Source organism: Bacillus cereus group sp. MG20 (assembly GCF_040459885.1).
GTDB lineage: Bacteria > Bacillota > Bacilli > Bacillales > Bacillaceae_G > Bacillus_A > Bacillus_A cereus.
Map to the genome: position 1 here is coordinate 2,530,028 of NZ_JARVHF010000001.1, position 23,533 is coordinate 2,553,560.

The window sequence follows — 23,533 nt, forward strand, 5'->3', positions numbered from 1 at the left end:
TTGAAGTGACCCCTAAAAGTTAGACACGGTTATTTCATTAGGCAGCTTGATAAAAGTGAGTCCGGTATTGTACCGGGCTCATTTTTAATTTTGCCTTAATCCGTTTCGTATTATAATAATCTATATATTTTTCTAATTCTATTTTAAAGTGCTCTACATTTTCAAATTCTTTTATGTAGAGGAACTCCGACTTCATAATCCCAAAGAAATTTTCTATTACTGCGTTGTCGTAACAGTTGCCTTTTCGAGACATACTCTGGACGATAGCTCTTGATTCAAGTGTCCGGACGTACTGTCTCATTTGATAATGCCATCCTTGATCCGAATGCATCAGTAGCTGGTGGGTTTCAGGTAAACGTTCCAATGCTTTCTCTAACATGTCTGAAACAAGCGAATACGTCGGTCTAGAACCAATTGTATAGGTAATAATTTCACCATTATACAAATCTAATACAGGTGATACATACAGTTTTTCTCCAAACAATTTAAACTCTGTGATGTCTGTTACCCACTTTTGATTCGGTGCATCTGTATGAAAATTACGCTCTAAAATATTAGGTGCAATTCTACCGACTTTTCCTTTATAGGATTTATATTTCTTCATACGCACAACACACTTTAACCCAAGCTCTTTCATAATGCGCTGAACCTTCTTGTGGTTCACTTTCTGGCCACGATTCGTTAATTCATCACGAATGCGACGGTAACCATAACGACCTTCATTTTCCTCATAAATCGCTTTAATCTCAACTTTCAAATCGGCATCTACATCTGGACGATTCATTTTCTTTACTAAATCATAATACGTGCTTCGAGGAATAGTAGCTAGCTCCACGAGTGCCTTCACCGAATATTTATGCCTTAATTCATAGACTACTTGCGCTTTGTCTTGTTTTGTGATTTTTCCTTGTTTTGAACTAAGGCATTTAACATTTTTAAGTACTCATTTTCCATCTCAAGCTGTTTAATGCGTGCTTCAAGTGCTTCGACTGACCCTTCAGCTAAAGGTTGTTTTAATTGTTTATTTGAATCTTTTTTCATGGATGGACGCCCCTTTTTCTTAGATTGAAGGGCATCAATTCCTTGTGTTTCGAGCTGTTTTTTCCAAACAGAAATCGTTGAAGGGGCAGGAATATTAAAGATAGCTGCCGTCTCAAATAAGGACATACCGTTTTCAATCATAAAGTTTAGTACGTCTAGTTTAAATTGTTGTGTGTAATTTGTACATCGTTTTAGAAAAGCTTCCAGACCATTCTGTTTATATTGGTTTACCCAATTCAAAATGATTGTGTCATTTATACCGAGCGATCTACCTATTTCTCGATAACTTTCATTTCCGTTCAAATAACGTAGAACGATTTGTATTTTTTCATTAGCTGTAAATTTAGCCATAGAAAAACTGCACCCCCAATTGTTAGACTGTGTCTAACAATTGGGGTGCAGTTCAGATTAGCTCTTTTTTCTATTCCAAAACCAATTACTTATTATAATCCCGGTTAGTCCGCCGCACGTATCAAGCAATGAATCTTGCCACATTGGTGTACGGTCCCCCGTATACCATTGATGGATTTCATCAAATGTTGCATAACCTGCAACGAAAAGAAGGGCATATATAAAACATCTTTTCCTCGAATGACCTGATCGATGAAAAGCGTAATAAATCAATGAACCTAGCATAAAGAACACCATAAAATGAGCACCTTTACGAAGGAAAAACTCAATAAATCCGCCTACACCTTTATTCGCAATACTAACAGGGGTTCCTCCACCATAATCGATAGATACCCATGAAAAATGCTCTTTCACAAATTCAACATTTACATATTGTTCAATATCTGAACGCATATCCTGCTTTTTATATGGTTGTGCCGAAGAATAGAAAATCAGCCCCATCCATAGTAATACAGGAATCCAAAATAACCATTTACGATTCATTATCCAGAATTCTCCTCTCTTAATCTTTTAAGGGTACCAAAAAAAAGAAAAAATTTCACGCCAAAACATGACATTTGTACCCTATTTATAAAGTGAAAGGAGGTGATACACATGGCAATTGAAACAATCGTAATGGATTTAACTTTACGTCTTGTCTTAAACAACGGATTAGATAAGAACGGCAAAACAGTTTTCAAGAGCAAACAATTTAAACGTGTTAAAACAAATGCGAGCTTAGATCAAGTACACAACGTAGCTCATGCTCTCGCTTCCTTACAAGCATCACCACTTCACGCTGTACAACTTGTAAGCACATCAGATCTTTCTAAACTATAAAGTAAAACTCGGATCAGTGGGGATTTTATTCATCCCCGCTGATTATTAGCCGCAATTTAACCAGCAGACCCACCCCCCGTAAATAGCGGGATAAATACAAAGGAGGAAATAACACATGCAAGTACTAGAGTTAATTTTCGCGAAAGAAGATGGAAAAACAGTCATTTTTTCTATCGATACGCCCATCACACCAATCGATGCACAAGTCGTAAATCAAGTAATGGATACAATCCTTGCCTCATCTGTATTTTCATCCATTGATGAAAATACAAGAAAAAAGGGAGCTCGCCTTGTAGAAAAAAATGTATCTGAAGTTCCAATTACTCTATAAAATGAAAAAGACGAATCTGCATCATTTTGCAGATTCGTCTTTTTTCTTCGGCATTTCAATCGGGATAAAAATCTTTGAAAAACCGACGCATACATACTTATAATGTTCTTCCCCTATATCAAACTCAGTCGTATATGTTGAGAAGAATATATAATCATTTCGCTTCGTATAATGATCGATTAATAACCCAACTTGTGGCTCAACATACTTTTCCGCTAACTTTTTACCGGCCGATGCCAAGTCGCCAAGGAGACCCTCTTCATTCTCTTTTTGAACTTCATCTAGCTTCTTACTCACATCATTACGCTTCATAAACTGCTTCGCTGCCCATTCTGTATATTCGCCCTTACTCGGATTACTGTTTGCTAAATATACTAGGAGAACGACAACTAAAGCCATAATAATATACTTTTTCTTCATACTATATCACCGCCTACTCTTTTCTATTTTCATATATATGTACAAGCGATGCAAATTAGAAAGACTATCACCTATTGATTGTAAACGAATAGCCAAAATTTACAATATGAAATAGAATATTAACAATCAATTTACTTAATTTATATATAATTATATTCAGAATGAAAATTATAAGGGGGGATATAGAATTATGGATAATGAAAACAACATTTTTATTTCTAGTTCTACAATGATGCTTGAACCATGTAAACACCCTTATTACCGTACAAAAATTATCGACAGTAGCGGAAACCATCTTTACTCCTGTCAAACTGCTCTCCAACTTATACAGAAATCTTGTCTAACAAATATTCATTCTACCTATCAAGGGAGACGTAATGCCGTAAAAACAAAATTTAAATTTAAACAAAACGTTCCAATTCCGATCAATCATAGAGAATATATTTGTGCTTTCCCAACAGAATCTCCTGCTTCTCCAAATTGTATTTGGCTTTTCTTCAAACATGTTCATACAATAGAGTTTTTCAAAAAAGCTAAACGAGCTAAAATTCATTTTTCAAACGGAGCTACCGTAACGATACAAATTAGTTCCCATAAGCTAAGTCAGCAATTATGGAAAGCTGGATATGTATTATCCCAAATGAACATGCAAGATTCATCACCTTAATAACAAATAGAATGGAAGGTAGTATTTCCTTACCTTCCATTCTATTTGCTATTTTTATCCTCTTACACTATCTCGCATTTTCTCGAGTGCTTGCCGATACATCCATCTTACTTGATAATATGTCATTTCCATCTCTAACGCGATTTCTCCCATCGTCTTCCCTACAAAAAAACGTTCAAAAACAATATACTTCTCCTTCTCATCTAATACACTCATAAATTCCTTCACTCTCATTTCAACGTCTTCAAAATGAAAGATATCCTCATACTCTCCTACACATACACATCTCTCCTGCACTGTGAACTCTTTCTTCAATCTCTCTAATATATAACCTCGCACCGTTACAACTGCATATGCAGGGAAACACCCCTTCTCCGCATCAAATCTTTCATATGCATGCCAAAGACCAATTAAACCACATTGATAATACTCTTCATAATCTTTACGAATACCTAATTTCTTTATTTGATTTACAATCATCCCTTCATACAAAACAACTGCCTCTTTAAAAGTCGCTGGCTTCACACAGTACCCGTTTCTAAAAGGTATACCTTTCTAGTATTCCGCGGTACCTTCACAATATAAAAATAAAGAAAAGATTTCACTGTGAGTAATTTCAAATACTACCGACGGAATTTGAAATTACACTATGTAGTATTTGAAATTTTGTTGGCGGTATTTGAAGTAGGGGTATAAATAAAAAAGGCTCCTTCTATACATTAGAAGGAACCTTTTGTTTATGAATTCTCAAGTTATACTATTCTGTAGTTATATTTTTGAAAAATCTATCGATCGCATATAGACCAGTAGCTAAAATACAACTTGTAACATGAACAAAAAATTTGCTATAAGTTTCTTAAACATATGTATCTTCTCCTTATAACAAAAATGCAGCAATTACTTTTATAATTGCTGCATTTCTTTCTAGTTACATGAAATATCAATATTATTGCACCAATCCTCTTAGTGCACCAAAGCCGATCGTTAAAATGAAGAAGATAACCATAAGAATCGTTGCCTTCTTTTTACTTAAACCGGCCGTAATTTGAAGACCTAACCATGTAATAACAAATCCCCAAATTGTAAATACTTCAATGCTATTTGCAATACCTTTTACAGCGCCTCCACTTGAAGCAAAAATTGGGCCTAAACCAGTGTAAAGTTCTTTTCCTGAACCACCTAGAATAAGTGCTAAAACTATATTTATTAATAAACCAAGTACTGAAATAATGCTTGAATATACATTAATTGTTAATAATTTCTTGTAAGAAGTATCATTGCTCATTAACATCATTAACACTTTATATACAGCAGCACTAATGAAGAAACCTATTATCATACCGATAACACCAAATACAAAACCAGCACCGAAAGTCATTACAGGTGTAACATTAACCCCTAATTCTTGATTGAGCTTAATTGATTCAGGTGTTAAAGAATATACATAAGCACCAATTCCACCAGTAATCCCCGATAGTAAAGAAAGTATCCAAAACGCACCCCAAACGGCATTACTATTCTTCATTCTCTCAAATTGCTCACCTGGAGAAGTAATCATTCCTAATAATGATGGCTTCTTCGCACCTACATCTTGCGTATTAATATTAGCTTCCATTATAACGCCTCCTTCTATTTATATAACCCGTTCTAACGGGCGGTTCACTTCCTCATGCAAGAGGCTACGAACCGCCCACTAGAACGGTAATGTGTAGTTCTACTACACTATTAATTATTCATAACGCAATGCTTCAATTGGATCTAATTTCGCAGCTTTGTTCGCTGGAATTAATCCGAAAATAATACCAAGTGTCATCGAGAACAGTACGCCTCCAACGACAACTTCCCATGAAACGAGTGGTGGCCATTTTGCGAATGTAGAAACGATATATGCTCCGCCATACCCAAGACCAATTCCGATTAAACCACCTAGAAGTGTTAACATAACTGCTTCAATTAAAAACTGTAATAAAATTTTACTACGCGTTGCTCCAAGTGCTTTACGTACACCAATTTCACGCGTACGCTCCGTTACAGATACAAGCATGATGTTCATAACACCAATTCCACCAACGACTAATGAAATACCAGCGATACCACCGATGATCATTGTCATAATACCGGTCATCTTCGAAATACCTTCTTGAATTTCTTTTAAATTCATAACTTCATATTTACCAGTTGCATCAGTCGGTTTACGACTATTTAAAACATCTGCAGCTTTTTTACCTGCTTTTTCTAGATTATCTACATTTTTTGCTTGAACAGAAATATTTTGAATTTCATCTTTTCCATACAGTGTCGGCCATAATGAAATGGGAACTAGTGCTTCTGATGGTCCCATTCCCATAAACTCATTATCTGATTTGTAGACACCAATAATTTGCATCGGTTGACCTTTCATTTCAATAATTTTACCGACTGGATTGGTATCCTTAAACACCTTTTCTTCCATTTGTTTACTAATCATGACAACGTTATTACCTTGATCCACATCTGATTCTTGTAAAGAACGTCCCTTTAACAACTTTACTTTATTTACTGCAAAGTACTCACTATCTAATCCAGTAATACTCACCATTTCTTTTTTATCTTCAATATCAAGTGGTTCCATGGTTGAATTTGTTGTTACCACATGTGCGATTTCTGGAATTTTTTTAATTTCAAAAATGTCTTCTTCAGTTATCTTCGGTGCTTCTACCATTCCCATACCGAAAGGATCGTTTATATCTGCACTATAATGAATCGGAACCGTTTGATTACCTGCCCCAACAAACTGCGATTTCAATGCAGCTTCCCCGCCTTGCCCGATTGCAACGACCGTAATAATCGAACCTACCCCGATAATAATACCGAGCATCGTAAGAGCAGAACGCAATTTATGAGCTAAAATAGAAGATAGGGCAATTTTTATACTATCTAGTAAACTCATACCGCACACCTTCTATCTTCTGTAACTTTCCCGTCTCGCAGTACAATGCGGCGGGAAGAATACGCTGCTACTTCCTCTTCATGCGTAACCATAACAATTGTTGTACCTTCTGCATTAAGCTTCGTGAAAATATCCATAACTTGCTCACCAGACTTCGTATCAAGTGCACCAGTCGGTTCATCGGCCATAATGAACGTTGGGTTATTCGCAATCGCTCTTGCAATCGCTACACGCTGCTTCTGTCCACCGGATAACTCATTTGGTAAATGATGCACGCGGTCTGCTAATCCAACTTTACCTAGCGCCTCCAAAGCACGCTTGCGACGCTCCGCTTTCTTCACGCCACCATATACGAGCGGAAGCTCAACATTTTCCACTGCGGAAAGACGAGGTAGTAAATTAAAATGCTGGAATACAAAGCCAATATATTCATTACGAATTAAAGCAAGCTTTGACTCGTCTGCTGTTAAGATATTCACGTCATTCAGCATATATTCGCCTTCTGTTGGACGATCTAAACAACCGATAATATTCATAAGCGTCGACTTACCAGAACCAGACGGTCCCATAATCGAAACGAACTCACCGCTCTGAATCGTTAAACTAATACCATGCAAAATCGGCACCGCCAATTTCCCCTGATAATACGTTTTAGCAATATTATTTAACGTAATCATTTTTCTTTCACTTCCATTCCGTCATACACATCGTCGGAAGGATTTTTAACCACCTTTTGCCCCACTGTTACGCCTTCTACAACCTCTGTCCAGTCTCCATCAGTAGAACCTTTTTTCACATTTTGTTTACGAAGCTTTCCTTTTTCCTCAACATAAACAAATGCATCATCGCCTTTTTCTACAATGCTTTTACTTGGAACAGCAATCATCGTCTTATTCTCTAAGTTTACTTGCAATGAAACGTGGTAACCTGGCGATAAACCGTCTTGACTATCAAGACTTGCTTTATATGTATACTGAGACATATTTTGAGTTGCTTCACCCATGCCGCCAGCTTGCGCCATCTCTGCACTTGTTGGGAACTCACTTACCTCTGTAATCTTACCTGTCCACTTCTTCTTATTATTTGCTTTCGCCGTTACAGTGAATGTTTGATCCTTTTGGATTTGTGACTTCTGAAGCTCAGTTAACGTCCCTTGAACTTGGAATGGATCTTTAGAAGCTACTTGTAAAAACGCTTTTCCTTGACCACCTAACGCTTGAGATGAACTTTGTGCCGCATCTTTATCTAACTTTTGAACAACACCAGCAAAATTACTATAAATCGTAAGCTCTTTCTGCTTCTTACTTAACTCTTCTTTCTGCAACTTTCCTTTTTCTTTCTCAAGATCAGTTGTCTTTTGAGCTATCTCTAACTCGTTTACTTGCTCGTCCATCGGATCCGTTACTTCTTTCCCAGCTCCGCTATCTTTCGCCTTCTTAATTTCTTTCTTCAACGAATCAATCTTCTTTTTTCCTTGATCGTAACGCATATCTGCCATCTTCTGATCAAGCTCAGCTTGCTTCATTTGAAGGTTAATCTCTTCATTATCATAAGAGAATAACTTCGTACCTTTCTCTACCTCTTGCCCTTCTTTTACCTCAATATCTTTCACTTTCCCTTTGGCAGGATCTGCATAGAAGCTTTCAATATTACCGGGCTTCACCTGACCAGAAATTAACTTTGTATTATTCAGCTTACGCTCTGTCACTTTCTCAAAACTTACAGCATCAGCATTTGTTGATGCACCCTTCTTCTTACCTTGCATAACAAAAATATTAATTGCCGCTACAATAACAATTAGTGCAATAACCCCAATAATAATCCATTTCTTCTTCTTGTTTGGAGTACGAACCGTATTTGGTAACATATTCTCTCTCCCTTTATAAATTAATAGTTTAATAAATAACATAATTGTATAAAACTTTCTGAAAATAAACTGTATATTATTACAATCTTTTTACAAAGTTTTACACATCCATTTATATTGTAACAAAAATTCCAATGATTAGAAATATGACATTATATCTTTTAAGATAGATTTAAGGAAAGATTATATTATATAGAAAAAGCCATCCAAAATAATAATTGGATAGCTTTTTCAAACAAAATATTACGCTACTTTAGGATCTTTTCTCTCATGTCCACGTTGAACAATAAATAAGAAGATTGTTGATAAAACCGCACCTGTTAGTAGTAAGATGAAACAACCATCCCAGCCAGAACGATCAACAATAACACCAATTGCTGCGTTAGCTACAAGACTTCCGCCTACATAACCGAATAGACCACACATACCAACTGTCGTACCTACTGCAAATTTCGGTACTAATTCCATCGCACTTAAACCGATTAAGAACTGTGGTACATAAATTAAACAACCGATAATAGAAACTGCAATACTTACAACAAGTACGCTAGTTGCTTGCCAATATATAAACGTACCAATAACAACTCCAACCATACTAATAATACATAATGGCATACGTTTTCCTTTAAATAATTTATCACTTAAAAAACCAACGATTAATGAACTTGGAATTGCCATACCTTCAAAGATTGCATATGCCGCATGCGCTTCTGCTTTTGAAAATCCTTTAACTGTCGTTAAATAAAGTGGAACCCAGTTAATAACACCGAAACGAATTAAATAAACAAAAGCATTCGCAATACATAAGAACCATACAAATTTATTTTTCACTACATACTTCATTAAAATTTCTTTTGGTGACATCTTGTTAGCATTATCTGCTTTTTCAAGATTTTCATAGTCATTACGATACTCATCAATTGGAGGAAGACCTTCAGATTCTGGTGTATCCTTCGCATTAATCCAAACAAGAACTGAAATTACCATTGCGATAATTGCAGGGAAAATAAACACGCCGCCTTGCCAATGGTTTTCACCAAAAATACCTACACCAATTCCGACAAGTGGTGGCACAAGCATTCCACCAACGTTATGTGAAATATTCCAAAGACCTGTTTTCGTACCGCGTTCTTTCTTCGAGAACCATTTCGTCATAACAATACTACAAGGTGGTGCTCCCATACCTTGTACAATACCGTTAACAACAAGTAATGTAACAATCATCCCAAATGATGATGCAAAGCCGAAACAAATATTTACAAGCCCTGATAAGAATAAACCGACTGCGATAAAGCGCTGGGCGAAAGCTTTATCTGATAAATTACCCATAAAGAACTTACTAAATCCATAAACAATTGCCATTACTGAACCTAGTAGACCAATTTCAGCTGTACTAAAACCATATTCTTGTACTAAATACGTACTTGATAACGTAAAGTTACTACGAACTAAATAATAAGCAGCATATCCAACTGAAATCCCGATTAACACACGAATACGTAGTAATCGATATACACGGTCGATCATATCCGCTGGCAATCTTTCAATTGCAGGTGCTGGCTTGAGCCATTTAAACATATATTTTCGTCTCCTTTTCTCACTTCAGAGAGAGACGCTGTCTATTCCATATCTCGATTATTCCGCTATTTGATATATTTTGGTTCGTCCTTCTAACCGGCTGTCCTTCTATTTCTTTCTCATTCTTCGCAAACATAGTTGGTACGCCAAACGACACTTTTTCTAAAATGTGACCCGCTTCTTCTGATAAACAATAATCAATAAATAAATCCGCAATAATACCACTCGGTGCACGTTTTAGTTTAGAAATCGCATTAACGGATAACCCTGTTTGCTCAGGTTCGTTACTTAAAATCGGAAAGCCTTGTTTTTGAAGCATTCTCTGATCTCCCATAAAGTTGATGCCTATCATATATTCACCACTTGCAACAAGTTCTGCTGGGATGTAACCATTCACTGTTACTTCTCCAACTTGTTCTGCCAGATTCTTCACATATTTCTTCGCTTCCTCTTCACCTAACGTATCAATAAGTGATTGGAAAAATGTATATGCTGTACCTGAAACATTTGGATCGGGCATGACAATCTTTCCTTTATATACTGGATTCAATAAATCTTTCCATCTTAATGGATACGAGAGACCGAGCGGCGCTATTTCCTCATTCCACCGCTCTTTATTAATCGCAATTGCCAGCTTCTCCACTTCATAACCGTACCAATAACCATCTTTATCTTTAACAGTTTTTGAAATACGATTTGCATGTTGGCTTATCACAGGAATAGAAAGATTTTTTTGCTTCATCATTTGATGCGCATCTACTGTACCGCCAATAATAATATCCGCCTTCGGATTTCCAGCTTCTTCTTCCACTCTACGAAGAAGTTCTTCTGTTGAAAGACGAATAAATTCATACGTACATCCGCGCGGTTTACAAAATGATGAAAGTAACGCTTCACCAACTTCCTCACGAGCCGCTACATACGCAACAATATGACGATCATCCAAAATAGGGAGACCATTTTTACTATATTTAATAGAGGTTGTATCTCGAGAGCAACTAGACATCGCTCCTCCAATTACTAGCAAAAAGAAGAAAAAGGCTATCTTTCTCATGACGCATTCTCCTTTACGAATAACTCTGCTAGAGAGCCTTTCATATACATGACATTTCCGTTATTATCACCGAGATATTGCACAACAAAGTACGATGGATACACAGAAATCGTAAGAATATCTTCACGATCATTTTTTACGCGCTTACCTGTTTTATAAGCTGTAATATAAGCAATCGGTTCATTCTGCGATTGTAATAACTTCTGAATTTCTCCGTAATCTGTAATTTGCTTTGCGTACCGAATAGAATCAAGTATGTGCGTAAGATTGATAGTACGTACCACATCGCCTTGACGTACTACGACGTCCTTTGCTGAAGCAAAGAAATCACTAATACGCTCTGGCGTGTAATACAGGCTTAATAAATACGTTTGAAGTGCTGAAATCATCGGATCCATGCCATTCTTTCCGTATACATTTTCCCCATACTGGAACAAGTCACCTACTGCAAAAGTACGCTTATGTCCATTCAAGTACGTTACTTCTCCAGTAAATACTTGTTCTTGGCTCTTAACGCCCTCAGGCTCTATTCGAATTCGGTCAAAGAATGAAACAATCGTATGCAAACGAACTTCATCCGTTACAACAATTTCTCCCCACTTTTCATGTCTTACTTTCACTTCAATTGGAAGAGATTCATTCACCCTTTGTAAAACGGCTTGTTTATCATTTACAATGTTAATTCGATTATAGATTTGCTTCTCCATAACATAAAACAAAACAAGAGAAACAATCATACAAATGACAAACATAAGAATTTGAAATGATAGCCTTTTCATTTCTGCCTACCTCCAAGATAAAAAAACGTTGTTTCGAAAATACCGCATAATTGTTTCATAAATGTATCATTTAACCGCTTTCAAGTTTTTTATGTCTTCCATCCTTCTCGGAAGCAAAAATGTAATGAATATTGTAGTACCTATTTCTTCACTACTCTCAATCCGCATGCTTCCGCCCTGCTTACTCATAATCTCCTGACAGATATACAAACCATAACCATTCCCATAACTAGAAGAAAGTTCCTTTCCTTTCGGAGACTCATTCCACTCTGCAAGCACCACTTCATCTATACCGATTCCATCATCATGAACAAAGACCTTCGCCTCCTGCTCATTTACAATTACATTCATACGAATGTGCGAAGCATCACTATACTTAATTGCATTATCAAGCACATTTAAGAAAATTTGCTTCGTCTTATCAAAATCCGCAACAACATGTACATCCGTTAACTCATTTATCACTTCAATTTCAAATTGATTTAGGCGAGGCTTCACAATTGAAACTGCTTCTTCTGCCAATTCCTTTATATTCACAACTGTAGGAGACACTTCAAACGTACTCTTCCCATATTTCGAAGACTTAAGCAGTTCCTCTACAAGTGATAATAAACGCTCACTTTCCACAGATACATAACGAAGACTTTCCTGTACATCTTCTTTCGATTGTAACTTCGGAATTAAATCAACATAACCGATAATTGCCGTTAGCGGTGTTTTTAGCTCATGCGTAATGCGGTCTAGGAAATCTTTCTGCTTCTCTTTCTCCTCCTGCAATTGCTTAATATGCAGTTCAATTCCATCAGCCATCGCGTTAAAAGATGCGGAAAGCTGAGCAATTTCCACGTACTCATTTAACTCAATCTTACTCTTATAATCACCATTCGCGAGCCTCTGTGCCATTTGTCTCAACTGATCAATTGGTTTATGAAGAGACTTCGCCAAACGAATCGCAAAGAAAATACCGGTAGCTACTAAACAAAGAGACGTCATTAAGAACGTCCAGCTCACATTTGTTAAAACTTCCTTCTCACCCGTTAGCTCATTTATAAAACGAATACTTCCAATGACATCGTTTCCATAATATACTGGGCTTGAAAACAAAAGAATAGGAGCTGGATCCGCCTCCTCAAAAACATAAGACTTTTTTCCCTTCAAGGAACTCTCAATGTCGATGTTACGGTGAATCAATGCTCCTTTTTGTGTATCTGCAACAACATCGCCATTCTTCCCGATCATCTGCACACGGACATCCATACGCTTCGCTAAATACGACGCAATTAAAAGTGAATTAGGACCAAGCGTATCCACTTCTGCTTCCTTCTCTAAATAATTCATCGTATAAATTTGTGCTTCTACACTTAACTTTTCTAAAGAACCTGCTGCGTTATGATACATATTCTTTTCTAACGTAATATAAAAAACTGCATATAAAAGAACAAAAATCGGAATTAACAGCCCAACTATTCCAAACACCATATTTCGCTTTAAAGACATACCATCACCACTTAACAATCCAGTTTATAGCCAACGCCATAAATTGTCTTAATATATTCTCCGCTCGTCCCAAGCTTCTTTCGAAGTCTCTGCACCATAATATCAACTGCTCTTGTATTTCCGATATACTCAAATCCCCATACTTTCTCAAGCAACTCATCCCTCATAAACACACGCTGCGGATTTGAAACAAACAACTGACATAAATTAAACTCTCGGTACGTTAACTGAATCTCTTGTCCACTCACATGTACCTTTCTTTCCTTAGGACAAATCACTATCTCTCCAGCCTCAATTACTTCATGACTTACAGCTACCTCCGTCTTCTTTACACGCCGCGCCATATTCTTAACCCGAAGAATAAGCTCCGCATAATTAAACGGCTTCGTCACATAATCATCAGCACCAAGCTGCAATCCAAGCAACTTATCATTCATCTGACTCTTTGCCGTTAACATAAGTACCGGAATATCCCTATCCCTCTCACGAAACAAACGAAGCAACTCATACCCATCCGTATCCGGAAGCATAACATCCAAAATCAATACATCCGGCCCTTCATTCCATCGCTCTAAAGCTTCTCTCCCATCAGCCGCTGCCAATACTTCATAACCTTCCATCTCCAACTGCATCCGAATCAAATTACGAATACTCGATTCATCATCAACCACAAGTATTTTCATTATTTTCCTCCTTCCATCATGTATTATAGTACAGTTTAGTATAGCAAAAATCTTATAAAAAAAGAGAGGGTATTGTCGAACATATTTTGTCGACGATACCCTCTCTTTCACTTATTATATTTATTTAGCATATCCATTCGGTTGCTTTTGATGCCAATTCCAAGCATGTTCAATGATTGTCTTAACATTTACATACTTAGGATCCCATCCTAGCTTCTCTTTCGCTTTCTTAGAAGAAGCAACTAAACGTGCTGGATCGCCCGCACGGCGCGGTGCTACCTCAGCAGGAATTTCATGATTTGTAACTTCGCGAACTGCATCAACGATTTCTTTTACACTGAAACCATTACCATTTCCTAAGTTATAGAAATCACTCTCTCCGCCATTCTGCAAGTCTTTAAGCCCTAAGAAATGAGCCGCTACTAAATCTTCAACATGAATATAATCACGGATACAAGTACCGTCTGGTGTATTATAATCATCACCAAACATCATAATCTTCTCACGTTGACCTAAAGCCACTTGCAACACAAGAGGAATTAAATGCGTCTCTGGACGGTGATCTTCCCCAATAATACCATTTGGGGTTGCACCAGCCACGTTAAAGTATCTGAAAATTTTATAACGTAAATTAGAAGCTTGGCTATACCAATGAAGCATCTTCTCGATTGCTAACTTTGTCTCTCCGTACGTATTCGTAGGATTTGTCATCGTTTCCTCAGTAATACGATCCACATCTACCTCACCATACGTTGCCGCAGTAGAAGAGAAAATGAACTTATCTACCTTAAACTCATCCATTACCTCTAATAAACAAAGTGCACCATACACATTGTTATTATAATATTGAAGAGGCTTTTCCATACTAACTCCAACTAAAGAATCAGCTGCAAAATGCATAACAGCCTCAATATTTTCTTGTGTAAAAACATCTCTTAAAAATGCTTTATCACGAAGGTCGCCCTTATAAAACTTCGCGCCTTCCGTAATTGCATCTTCATGACCAGTTTGTAAGTTATCTACCACTACTACCGATAAACCTTCGTCTACTAATTTTTTTACAGCGTGAGAACCGATGTAGCCAGCTCCGCCACAGATTAAGATTGAGTTCATTGTTTTCCTCCTACTATTTTCAGATCTCTTAATTATAAAAGGAAAAGGTATACGGGAACTCGTACACCTTTTATCTCTCCTTCATTACTTAGCTACAAAATAATCAGTTACGTATTGCGCCCAAACTTCATGTCCCTTATCACTTGGGAAACCAAATTCTTCTTTTAAATATGGTAGGATAGCCTTTGTTGTTGCATCAGGCCACGCTCCCCAATGATCAACATATGTATAATTATTTTGCGAAGCAAATTGTTTTAATGCTTCAATCGCTTTCGGATAATTCTTCGCACCATACACTGGATTTGATGGTTGAATCATAATCGTAGCACCCTTTACACTAGTAGAAAGTGCTTGAACGAACTTCTGCGTATTCGCGACAGAATTCCCATTACCAGTTTTACCATTATCAGTAATAAACGGTGGTTCATATAAAATCACATCTGGCTTCTCTTTCGCAATCTCTTTATCACGTTTATTCGTAATTAATTCTTCTGTACTTTCACCCTTATATTCCTTTACCGTCACATTCCATAAACCTTTACCATAAGCAGTTTCTAAATTAGCCGTTAGCTTAGCTGCCCAAGCACCTTTTTCAGATGAAGAAGCTTCATCACCAACAATAACAAGATTTACTGCCTTTTTATCCTCAGCAGCTTTCTTTAACTTCTCTTTCACTGCATCTGGCAAGTTCTTCGCGTATGCCTCATTAAAAGATGACTTCGCATCTTGTTTTTTCTCTTCTTTTTTCTCTTCTTTCTTTGCTCCGCTATCTTTTACTTCAGCTTTTGTTTTCGTTACTTCACTCGTTTGTCCTGTTGCATTTGCAATCTTCTTATTCCAGTACAATTTACCGCTCACAATCGAAGCTACAAACAATACAAAAATAACAAGGACAAGTACTGCTTTCTTATTCATCGATTCACCTCATCTATTAATCTCACAATATATAATACTAATATAAATCCATGCAAAAATAAACCCAACTCCTTCCAAAGGAGTTGGGTTATTACATATTACTTATTCAATTCAAGATGCGCTCTTAACTTATTCGTTAAATCTTGTTTCGCTGCATCTGGAACATAGTAGTACCAAATACCATCAGCAGCTTTGTGGCCATCACCTGGAATTTGGATTTCTTCACTATTCTGCATGCAATCTTTATAATTCTTTTGAATATCAAACATTTGGTCTTGCGTTAAACTTGTTTTAACGTTTTTCTCAATTGCTTTTAATACATCACCGTAACTTGCTAGAGAAGAAACTGTAGCACCCTGTTTAATTACTCCTTGAATTACTTGACGTTGGCGCATTTGACGTCCGAAATCACCACGTGGGTCAAGCTTTCTCATCCTAGAATAATGTAATGCCTTTCTACCATCTAAATGAATGTTTCCTTTTTCAAAATGAATTCCTTCATATGTGAAATCTAAATCATTATTTACATCTACACCACCAACAGCATCTACAATATCTTTAAATCCATCCATATTTACTTCAATATAATGATCAACTGGTACATTAAGAAAATTCTCTACTGTTTTTACAGCCATATCAATTCCGCCAAAAGCATAAGCATGATTAATTTTATCTTTTGTACCTTTTCCAACGATTTCTGTATAAGAATCACGTGGAATACTAACAATTTTCATAGATTTCGTCGTAGGATTTAATGTAAATAGCATTAATGAATCCGACCTTCCTTGGTCTTCACCACGTTGGTCTACCCCCATCATTAAAATAGATATTGGTTTTTGATCTGAAATATCTACCTTCTTTTCTCGTTTTTCAGATTTCTCACGATCTAATGGTTTATGAACAGCATCTAATGTATTAGAAACGTTAGAATAAACAGTATAAGCATATACTCCACCACCGACAATAAGAATTCCAATAATACCTAGAACCCAGAATAAAATTTTCTTTTTCATTTTTTAACCTTCTTTCGAAAATCGAAATCTTTTCTCAAAAAACATAGTTACAATTATAGCCTAAATACACTCAAAATATCTATAGTCATCATAAATAATCAAATTCCTTTATGCATTCAATTGCAAGAATTCAAATCTTTATATACACTTCGTATAAAATATCTAATTTAATAAAACATATTTTTAACCAACCATTTGCAATTAGTTCATTATACTCTTATGCTTGATAAACTTCTTAGTTCATATAGATTATTAAAATTGTAATAAGAAATTTGTTTACTGCTTATATTCATACAATTACGTGTATCAAATATAATAGCCTTTCTTGCGTTATCAATAATGACTTGTTCATCTATTTGTTTAAACTCATTATGGTCTGTTAGTACTAAAATACATTCTGCATTTTTTACAGCATTCTCTAGACTATATAAATTAAAATGGACCTGATTTTCATGAACATGAGGATCATGTACAGCAACTTCATAACCCTGTTCTTTAAGTAAATCTACAATTGTCATAGCTGGACTTTCTCTGACATCATCGATATTACCTTTATATGTAATTCCTAAAACTGCAACTTTTGCATTTTTATCTGGAATAATTTTTGCTAATTGCTCTACAACAAATACAGGCATAGAATTATTTATAAAGCGCGCATTAGAAATTAATTGAGACTCTTCGGGTGCCTTTTCAATAATAAAATACGGGTCCACTGCTAAACAATGTCCTCCAACCCCTGGTCCTGGAAGATGTAAATTTACTCGAGGATGATGGTTAGCTAATTTAATAACTTCTAAAGCATTTACGCCAAGTTTTTCAGAGATTTTTGCTAATTCATTTGCTAATGCAATATTTACATCGCGGAATGTGTTTTCCATAAGCTTAGACATTTCTGCTGTTACAGCAGTAGTTTCAAGGATTTCCCCTTTTACAAAACAACCGTAAACTTCGGCTGCTTTTTGCGTAGATTTTTTATTAATCCCACCAACTATTCTTGTATTCTCTACTAATTCAATTAAAATACGTCCAGGTAACACACGTTCCGGACAATGTGCAAGGTAAATTTCTTTCCCTACTTTCCATCCCTGTTCCTCAATAATTGGAGCCACTATATCATCAATAGTTCTTGGTGGAATCGTAGATTCTACAATTACAATACTTTCCTTCTGTAAGAATGGTAAAATAGACTTAGTAGCTTCTACAACATAGTCTAAATTTGCAGTATGATCAGCATTGTGTGGTGTAGGAACAGCAATAATAAACACATCAGCTTTGGTTGGTTCTACACTAGCGCTCAATTTCCCCTTTTCTACTACATCTTTAACTAATTCTCCTAATCCAACCTCTTCAATATGAACTTTACCTTGATTAATCATTTCAATTGCAACAGGGTTTACATCTACCCCTATAACATCATATCCCGCTTTTGCAAAAATAGCTGAAGTTGGTAAACCAATGTAACCTAAACCTACTACACAAACTTTTTTATTCATCTTCACCAATCCTTATCTTTTTTATTATTCAACTCATATATCAACGTTATATTAAATATAGAATCATAAAAAATTAAACTCACTCAAATAATTTCATATAGACACACTATACTTTATTATCCTTGCAGTTAATTAAATTCTATTATTACGTATCAATGATTATTGAAGCCTTAATTTTGGATTCCTTTACTACCTATAGTCTCTTATTTAGAATATAACTCTTCTATTGAAGATAGCATTTTTTCAATCGTAAAATGTTCCTCAAATGTCCTAAAGCCATTTTTAGAAAGCCTATCATATAGGCTATAATCTTTTATAATTTCTAATATTTTTTGTGTCCCTTCTCTAGCATTATCTTTATCAAAAAGATAACCATTATAATCATCAACCACTATTTCATTATTACCTACAACATCTGTAGCAATAATGGGTTTTTTATATGATAATGCCTCTATTAATGAATATGGCATACCTTCGTATAAGGAAGTAGATAAGAATATATCAAAACAAATTAATTCTATATCTGGGTTTGAATGAAATCCTTTTAATTTAATGAATTCACTTAAATTATTCCTTTTAACATAATCAGAAACTTCTTTAAAATACTCTCCATCTCCAATATATACAAACTCAACATTTTGATTTTCCTTAATAACTTGCTCAGCTATACGAATGAATAACCATGGGTTTTTTTGATAATCCATTCTCGCAATTGTTCCTACTACCAATTTCTCTTTACAATCTTTTAAAGGAAATTTACTATCTGTAGGTGGTGAAGAAATACCATTATATACTACCATTGATTTATTTAATGAAATGACTTTATGTCCCAAAGCAAATCCTTCTTCACCTTTGGAAACATGAAGGACCTTCGTTGTTAAAGAACCTAATAGTTTTTCAACGTTCTTATATATGAACTTTTTCTTTGCTGATAAATTTGGGTTTTGAAATACATATGCATGTGGCGTATAGTACACTTGTTTCACTCCACATATTTTGGCTGCTATCCTGCCTATTGCACCTGCTTTAGAGCTATGACAATGAACAATTTGCGGCTTAATTTCCCTTAGCATTTTTATAATTAATTTTGTAGCTCCTATGTCATTCTTAAATGATAATTCCCTCACCATTTCTGTGACTTCGTAAAAATAGAGCCCTTTTCTCATAAGATTATTTTTTGCCGATAGAAATACATCATCTACCCGCTGAGTACCATGTATAACATGTACTTCATATTTATTTAGGTCTAAATTTGAGAGTACATCTACTAAATGTCTTCTAACTCCCCCACCTAATGCCTCACATATAAAAACAACCTTTTTCATTCCTCACTGCTCCTTTTATCATTAGTTAGATCTACTTAGTAAAGATTTAATACCAATAATTAGCTTGTTAGGAGCTACTAGCAAGATAAAAGACTTTATTATTCCCACGTAGCTTTCTAAAACTAGAGGATTAAAATATTTTTTTTGAATTTTTATTCTACTGTACAACTGTCTTTTTCGCCTACTTAATGAGATACTATTTGGATTGATTTCTTTACAAATAAGTACTTCATCTAAATTCGAAACCTCATATTTATTCATTATTCTAAAGAAGAATTCATAATCTTCTGCCGCTGGAAAATCAGTATGATATACACCAATCTCTTCAATAATTGCTGTTCTAAACATAACTGATGGATGCGGGAAACAGCTATTAATATGCATCTTCTTTTTTATCTCATCTGTTGAAAGCGGTACACGCTCTATAAACACTTCTTTACCATCCATATCCGTATGTCTTACGCTGGACCCTATTAACATATAATTTGGATTATCTAACATATATTGTTTTTGCTTATAAAATCGATTAGGTTCAATAGTATCTCCTGCATCTATCCTCGCAACAAATGTATAACCATTATCACAAATATACTTTAACCCTAAATTTAAGACATGCTCAATTCCTTTATTAACTTCAGATTTTATAAAAATAATATGGTGAATTCCAACAGTCTTAGGAACAAGGATTGGTTCCTTACTACCATCATCAACAACTACTACATCTACCTTCTCTTTTGTTTCCTTCAATAAAGATTCTAAGGTTTGATTTAAACCAACTTGATCGTTATATACAGGAATTAATAAAGCTATTTCTGACATATACTCGCTCCAATCATTTTTCTAATATAAATGAGAAAAAGGGATTACAGGAATCTAAATTAATCTGGATTCCCCAATCCCTAATTCTGTTATATATATCTTAAATTACTCCAGTTGATTAATAGCTGCATTAGGACTATTTGTGTTCGCTCGAATCTTTTTTGAAGAATTAAATTTAGATATTGACATCTTATTAAATGCAGCAAGTCCCCCTAGAAATATAAGCCAATAGCTTAATGAAAAATCGTATGGCCTTTGGTAAATAGATAGGAAGTAAATTATACAAAAAATCCAGATATACCTATTTCTCATAGCAAAAGCATGCCCCATAAAATATATGGTATGAAGGACGAATAATAAAAATCCATTTACTACTACAAAGGTTTTCCAAGATAATGCCTCTGAACCATAAGCATTTGCTTTATAAAAATACTCTTTTTCTTTCATCCCTAACAATAAGTTACCATCTTGCAAAAATTCCTTATATATTTGTTCGAATGCTGCGTTCGCTCTATTATTTCCTTCTAATTCGTTATTTCCTAACTCCAACCTGTAAAGAATCTTTTCATATACATAAGTATCTTTAGGTACAGTATTCATTAATATTAGTAGCACACCTATTGATAGCAAAGCATATTTGTACTTCTTTATCAAAAGATATAAAAATACAATTACATAAAAAGCAAATGAGAAAGAGCATATCCCTGCTACAAATAATATTTTCTCATAACCTCTACGCAAAGAAAATCCTTTAGATGCTAAGATTAAACCACTAATTGTTCCAACTACTCCTGGTTCATCAAACATTCCACAAATTCTATCAATACTTCCTCCCCAAGGGAGGAAGTACCTTTGATCTGATCCGTTAAAAAAGTGGTAGATAGATAAATTAAAGTAATTCCTATAGTAAGGTTTTGTCCAAGATGTACTAGATAACTGAGACCATTGTAAATCTATTCCTACAAATAAAAGAATAGCTATCGCTATTGCTGGTATAAGAGATATGGCAACTATTTTAATAAAATTATCATAAATCTTTAAACGTTCCTCATTCCTTATCAAAACTAATGGGATAAGTGAAACAGAATATAGCCATAGGTTACGAATAATATTCTCGTCCTTAAAACTAAAAATTGCTATTAATATAAAAGCTAAAAAAGCACTAAATATATTTGATTTATTAATTTTGTAATCCGATATACTAATCCATAATAAAAATACTGAGATATGAATTATTCCAAAGAGAGGTATTATGCTATTGTTCCATGTGAAAAATGGATTTAACCATAAAAATCCCAAGAATGCTGCCATAAATATATATATCTTATAAAAAAGTGAATCTATTCTACCTTTTTGCATTTATTTATATCATCCTATCTTTAATCTTACTCTATTAAATATATTTTTAATGTCGCAAGAACCCTTCCCATATTTTTAGTTAACTAATTTATCTTCCTACCGTCTTTATTAACATATTTATTATTTAAATTTAATCAAGCAAGTCCATATATTTTCTAGCATTAGAGGCATAACTATAATATTCCTTTAAATCCGCATAGTTAAAGTCTACACTATCTAAACTAATTTCAAGTAATTTATCTGCAATTTGTTCCTTTTGATTATTTACATTATCAAATAGTTCAGTTAAAGTTGATCCTATATTCAAAATTCGTTTATTTGCATACAAATAATCAATAATTTTACTAGGTATTTGACTTGTACTCTTGTTATTTAGATTAATTAACAAGTCCATTTTTTTCATAATGCTAATAATTTCACTTCTATTTTTAAATGTATTTACCGTAATAGGAATTGTTTTTATATCCAATCCCTCAACTTTTAAAAATTCTTCTAATGCATTTACATTTCCAAAATAATGAAAATGTAATTTTGGATTATTTTTACTAGCTAATACTAGACCATGAATAAACTCTACTGGGCTCCTAATCCCTCTATAAAAAGACCCTGCGTACATTATATTAAATTTACTCTTATCTATTTTATAGTTACTTTCACCCTGTTGTTCTTCAAATAATTGAGGGATAACATGAATTTCCGACCTATTTACACCAAGATTAGTGTAGCAATCTACCGCATTTTCTGTTGGGATTACTATGGAATCGACATTCTTAAGTATCTTTGATTCCAAAAACTTATCGTATTTTCTTATTTCTCGATCTGGATTATAAGAGAATGGATCTCCGTAATCAGCTATCCACTTTAAATGTGAAGCATCTTTTTTTAATAGATGTCCTGTAATATGAGTAGAAACCGGCAATCCAACAGTCACCATAGCTTCACTATTAATATGCAGTTTATTTTTTTTCACATAACGGTATGCATTTATTGCCCACTCAACTGTTCGATCTGGCCAAACAAGTACATCATACAGTTTTTTCAAACCTTTAATAAGGAAATTACTTTGGGAATTATTTAGTATATTTTTATTCACATCCCATCTATTTTTTTCTTTATGAAGTAAAATGCCCGGTTTCACTTGATGTACAGTTATATTATCTGATTCTCTAGCATCGATTTCTTGATACATATTATTTCTAGGAATTATTAACTCAACATGATAACCCTCTTGTATCAAAGAAGATACAATACCCTTCACATGGAAAGCACGGGCCACATTTTCCGGATAATACCAATAACTAATTACCATTACTCTCTTCATATTCTTGTAATAAATCCCTTCTAAAATTCATTTAATATACATCATATAACATAATATTTTTCTCCCTAGCCCATTAATCCACTAGGGTTATGCCCTATA

Annotated in this window: 24 protein-coding genes; 3 read left to right on the forward strand and 21 right to left on the reverse strand. The window is 34.8% G+C overall.

Annotation, left to right across the window (positions count from 1 at the left end):
* Positions 1-37: 37 nt before the first annotated feature.
* Positions 38-1,392 (reverse strand): IS3 family transposase gene (locus tag QCI81_RS13045; RefSeq protein WP_353810624.1). Its coding sequence is split into 2 segments (ribosomal slippage): positions 38-933 and positions 933-1,392, totalling 1,356 coding nucleotides; the frame shifts between segments, so codons are not numbered across the junction.
* Positions 1,393-1,449: 57 nt separating this feature from the next.
* Positions 1,450-1,935, reverse strand: coding sequence for a VanZ family protein (locus QCI81_RS13050; RefSeq protein ID WP_023523524.1), 486 nt, complete (start codon positions 1,933-1,935; stop codon positions 1,450-1,452).
* 111 nt (positions 1,936-2,046) lie between these two features.
* Here QCI81_RS13050 and QCI81_RS13055 point away from each other — a divergent pair, with 111 nt between their 5' ends.
* Positions 2,047-2,271 carry a DUF1659 domain-containing protein gene (locus tag QCI81_RS13055; RefSeq protein WP_000963861.1) on the forward strand — a complete coding sequence of 75 codons (225 nt, stop codon included), beginning with the start codon at positions 2,047-2,049 and terminating at the stop codon, positions 2,269-2,271.
* A gap of 115 nt (positions 2,272-2,386) precedes the next feature.
* Positions 2,387-2,602 carry a DUF2922 domain-containing protein gene (locus QCI81_RS13060; protein WP_071731474.1) on the forward strand — a complete coding sequence of 72 codons (216 nt, stop codon included), beginning with the start codon at positions 2,387-2,389 and terminating at the stop codon, positions 2,600-2,602.
* Between the two features lie 21 nt (positions 2,603-2,623).
* Here QCI81_RS13060 and QCI81_RS13065 read toward each other — a convergent pair whose 3' ends face one another.
* Positions 2,624-3,022 carry a DUF4359 domain-containing protein gene (locus QCI81_RS13065; protein ID WP_089607740.1) on the reverse strand — a complete coding sequence of 133 codons (399 nt, stop codon included), beginning with the start codon at positions 3,020-3,022 and terminating at the stop codon, positions 2,624-2,626.
* Positions 3,023-3,212: 190 nt separating this feature from the next.
* On the opposite strand from QCI81_RS13065, the gene QCI81_RS13070 reads away from it, so the two are divergent.
* On the forward strand, positions 3,213-3,689 hold the full coding sequence (locus tag QCI81_RS13070) for a competence protein ComK (RefSeq protein ID WP_000368313.1): 477 nt from the start codon (positions 3,213-3,215) through the stop codon (positions 3,687-3,689).
* A gap of 54 nt (positions 3,690-3,743) precedes the next feature.
* Here the strand turns inward: QCI81_RS13070 and QCI81_RS13075 are convergent, their stop codons facing one another.
* From QCI81_RS13075 to QCI81_RS13160, 18 genes are all read right to left on the reverse strand, one after another.
* A complete protein-coding gene (locus QCI81_RS13075; protein ID WP_088024247.1) occupies positions 3,744-4,214 on the reverse strand; it encodes a sigma-70 family RNA polymerase sigma factor in 471 nt (156 codons plus the stop codon).
* Positions 4,215-4,635: 421 nt separating this feature from the next.
* Complete coding sequence (gene yknW, locus QCI81_RS13080) at positions 4,636-5,304, reverse strand: YknW family membrane protein (RefSeq protein WP_000387916.1); 669 nt, start codon at positions 5,302-5,304, stop codon at positions 4,636-4,638.
* 114 nt (positions 5,305-5,418) lie between these two features.
* Positions 5,419-6,618: an ABC transporter permease gene (locus QCI81_RS13085; RefSeq protein ID WP_006922891.1), complete on the reverse strand. Its 1,200-nt coding sequence runs from the start codon at positions 6,616-6,618 to the stop codon at positions 5,419-5,421.
* On the reverse strand, positions 6,615-7,295 hold the full coding sequence (locus QCI81_RS13090; RefSeq protein WP_000631624.1) for an ABC transporter ATP-binding protein: 681 nt from the start codon (positions 7,293-7,295) through the stop codon (positions 6,615-6,617). Before QCI81_RS13090 ends, QCI81_RS13085 begins: the two co-directional genes overlap by 4 nt.
* Positions 7,292-8,485: an efflux RND transporter periplasmic adaptor subunit gene (locus QCI81_RS13095; protein ID WP_048564255.1), complete on the reverse strand. Its 1,194-nt coding sequence runs from the start codon at positions 8,483-8,485 to the stop codon at positions 7,292-7,294. Before QCI81_RS13095 ends, QCI81_RS13090 begins: the two co-directional genes overlap by 4 nt.
* A gap of 243 nt (positions 8,486-8,728) precedes the next feature.
* Entirely contained in the window at positions 8,729-10,063 is a 1,335-nt protein-coding gene (pgtP, locus tag QCI81_RS13100) for an MFS transporter (RefSeq protein WP_000477603.1), read from the reverse strand.
* A 19-nt stretch (positions 10,064-10,082) separates the two neighbouring features.
* Positions 10,083-11,117: an ABC transporter substrate-binding protein gene (locus QCI81_RS13105; protein ID WP_353810792.1), complete on the reverse strand. Its 1,035-nt coding sequence runs from the start codon at positions 11,115-11,117 to the stop codon at positions 10,083-10,085.
* Positions 11,114-11,896 (reverse strand): DUF3919 family protein, encoded by a 783-nt coding sequence (locus QCI81_RS13110; protein WP_000826618.1) that lies wholly within the window; start codon positions 11,894-11,896, stop codon positions 11,114-11,116. Before QCI81_RS13110 ends, QCI81_RS13105 begins: the two co-directional genes overlap by 4 nt.
* Positions 11,897-11,962: 66 nt before the next feature.
* Entirely contained in the window at positions 11,963-13,393 is a 1,431-nt protein-coding gene (locus QCI81_RS13115) for a HAMP domain-containing sensor histidine kinase (RefSeq protein ID WP_353810793.1), read from the reverse strand.
* 11 nt (positions 13,394-13,404) lie between these two features.
* Positions 13,405-14,076, reverse strand: coding sequence for a response regulator transcription factor (locus QCI81_RS13120; protein ID WP_000699557.1), 672 nt, complete (start codon positions 14,074-14,076; stop codon positions 13,405-13,407).
* Between the two features lie 120 nt (positions 14,077-14,196).
* A complete protein-coding gene (gene galE, locus QCI81_RS13125) occupies positions 14,197-15,189 on the reverse strand; it encodes a UDP-glucose 4-epimerase GalE (RefSeq protein ID WP_353810794.1) in 993 nt (330 codons plus the stop codon).
* A gap of 84 nt (positions 15,190-15,273) precedes the next feature.
* Positions 15,274-16,104, reverse strand: a complete 831-nt coding sequence (locus tag QCI81_RS13130) for an SGNH/GDSL hydrolase family protein (protein ID WP_078994064.1) — start codon at positions 16,102-16,104, stop codon at positions 15,274-15,276.
* 98 nt (positions 16,105-16,202) lie between these two features.
* Complete coding sequence (gene tagU, locus QCI81_RS13135) at positions 16,203-17,117, reverse strand: polyisoprenyl-teichoic acid--peptidoglycan teichoic acid transferase TagU (RefSeq protein ID WP_353810795.1); 915 nt, start codon at positions 17,115-17,117, stop codon at positions 16,203-16,205.
* Positions 17,118-17,326: 209 nt separating this feature from the next.
* Positions 17,327-18,610 (reverse strand): nucleotide sugar dehydrogenase, encoded by a 1,284-nt coding sequence (locus QCI81_RS13140; RefSeq protein WP_353810796.1) that lies wholly within the window; start codon positions 18,608-18,610, stop codon positions 17,327-17,329.
* A 203-nt stretch (positions 18,611-18,813) separates the two neighbouring features.
* A complete protein-coding gene (locus QCI81_RS13145; RefSeq protein ID WP_353810797.1) occupies positions 18,814-19,935 on the reverse strand; it encodes a glycosyltransferase family 4 protein in 1,122 nt (373 codons plus the stop codon).
* 21 nt (positions 19,936-19,956) lie between these two features.
* Positions 19,957-20,754, reverse strand: a complete 798-nt coding sequence (locus QCI81_RS13150; protein ID WP_098033378.1) for a glycosyltransferase — start codon at positions 20,752-20,754, stop codon at positions 19,957-19,959.
* A gap of 105 nt (positions 20,755-20,859) precedes the next feature.
* Positions 20,860-22,065, reverse strand: coding sequence for a transcriptional regulator (locus QCI81_RS13155; protein WP_353810798.1), 1,206 nt, complete (start codon positions 22,063-22,065; stop codon positions 20,860-20,862).
* 178 nt (positions 22,066-22,243) lie between these two features.
* Positions 22,244-23,434 carry a glycosyltransferase family protein gene (locus QCI81_RS13160; protein ID WP_098852401.1) on the reverse strand — a complete coding sequence of 397 codons (1,191 nt, stop codon included), beginning with the start codon at positions 23,432-23,434 and terminating at the stop codon, positions 22,244-22,246.
* Positions 23,435-23,533: the final 99 nt, after the last annotated feature.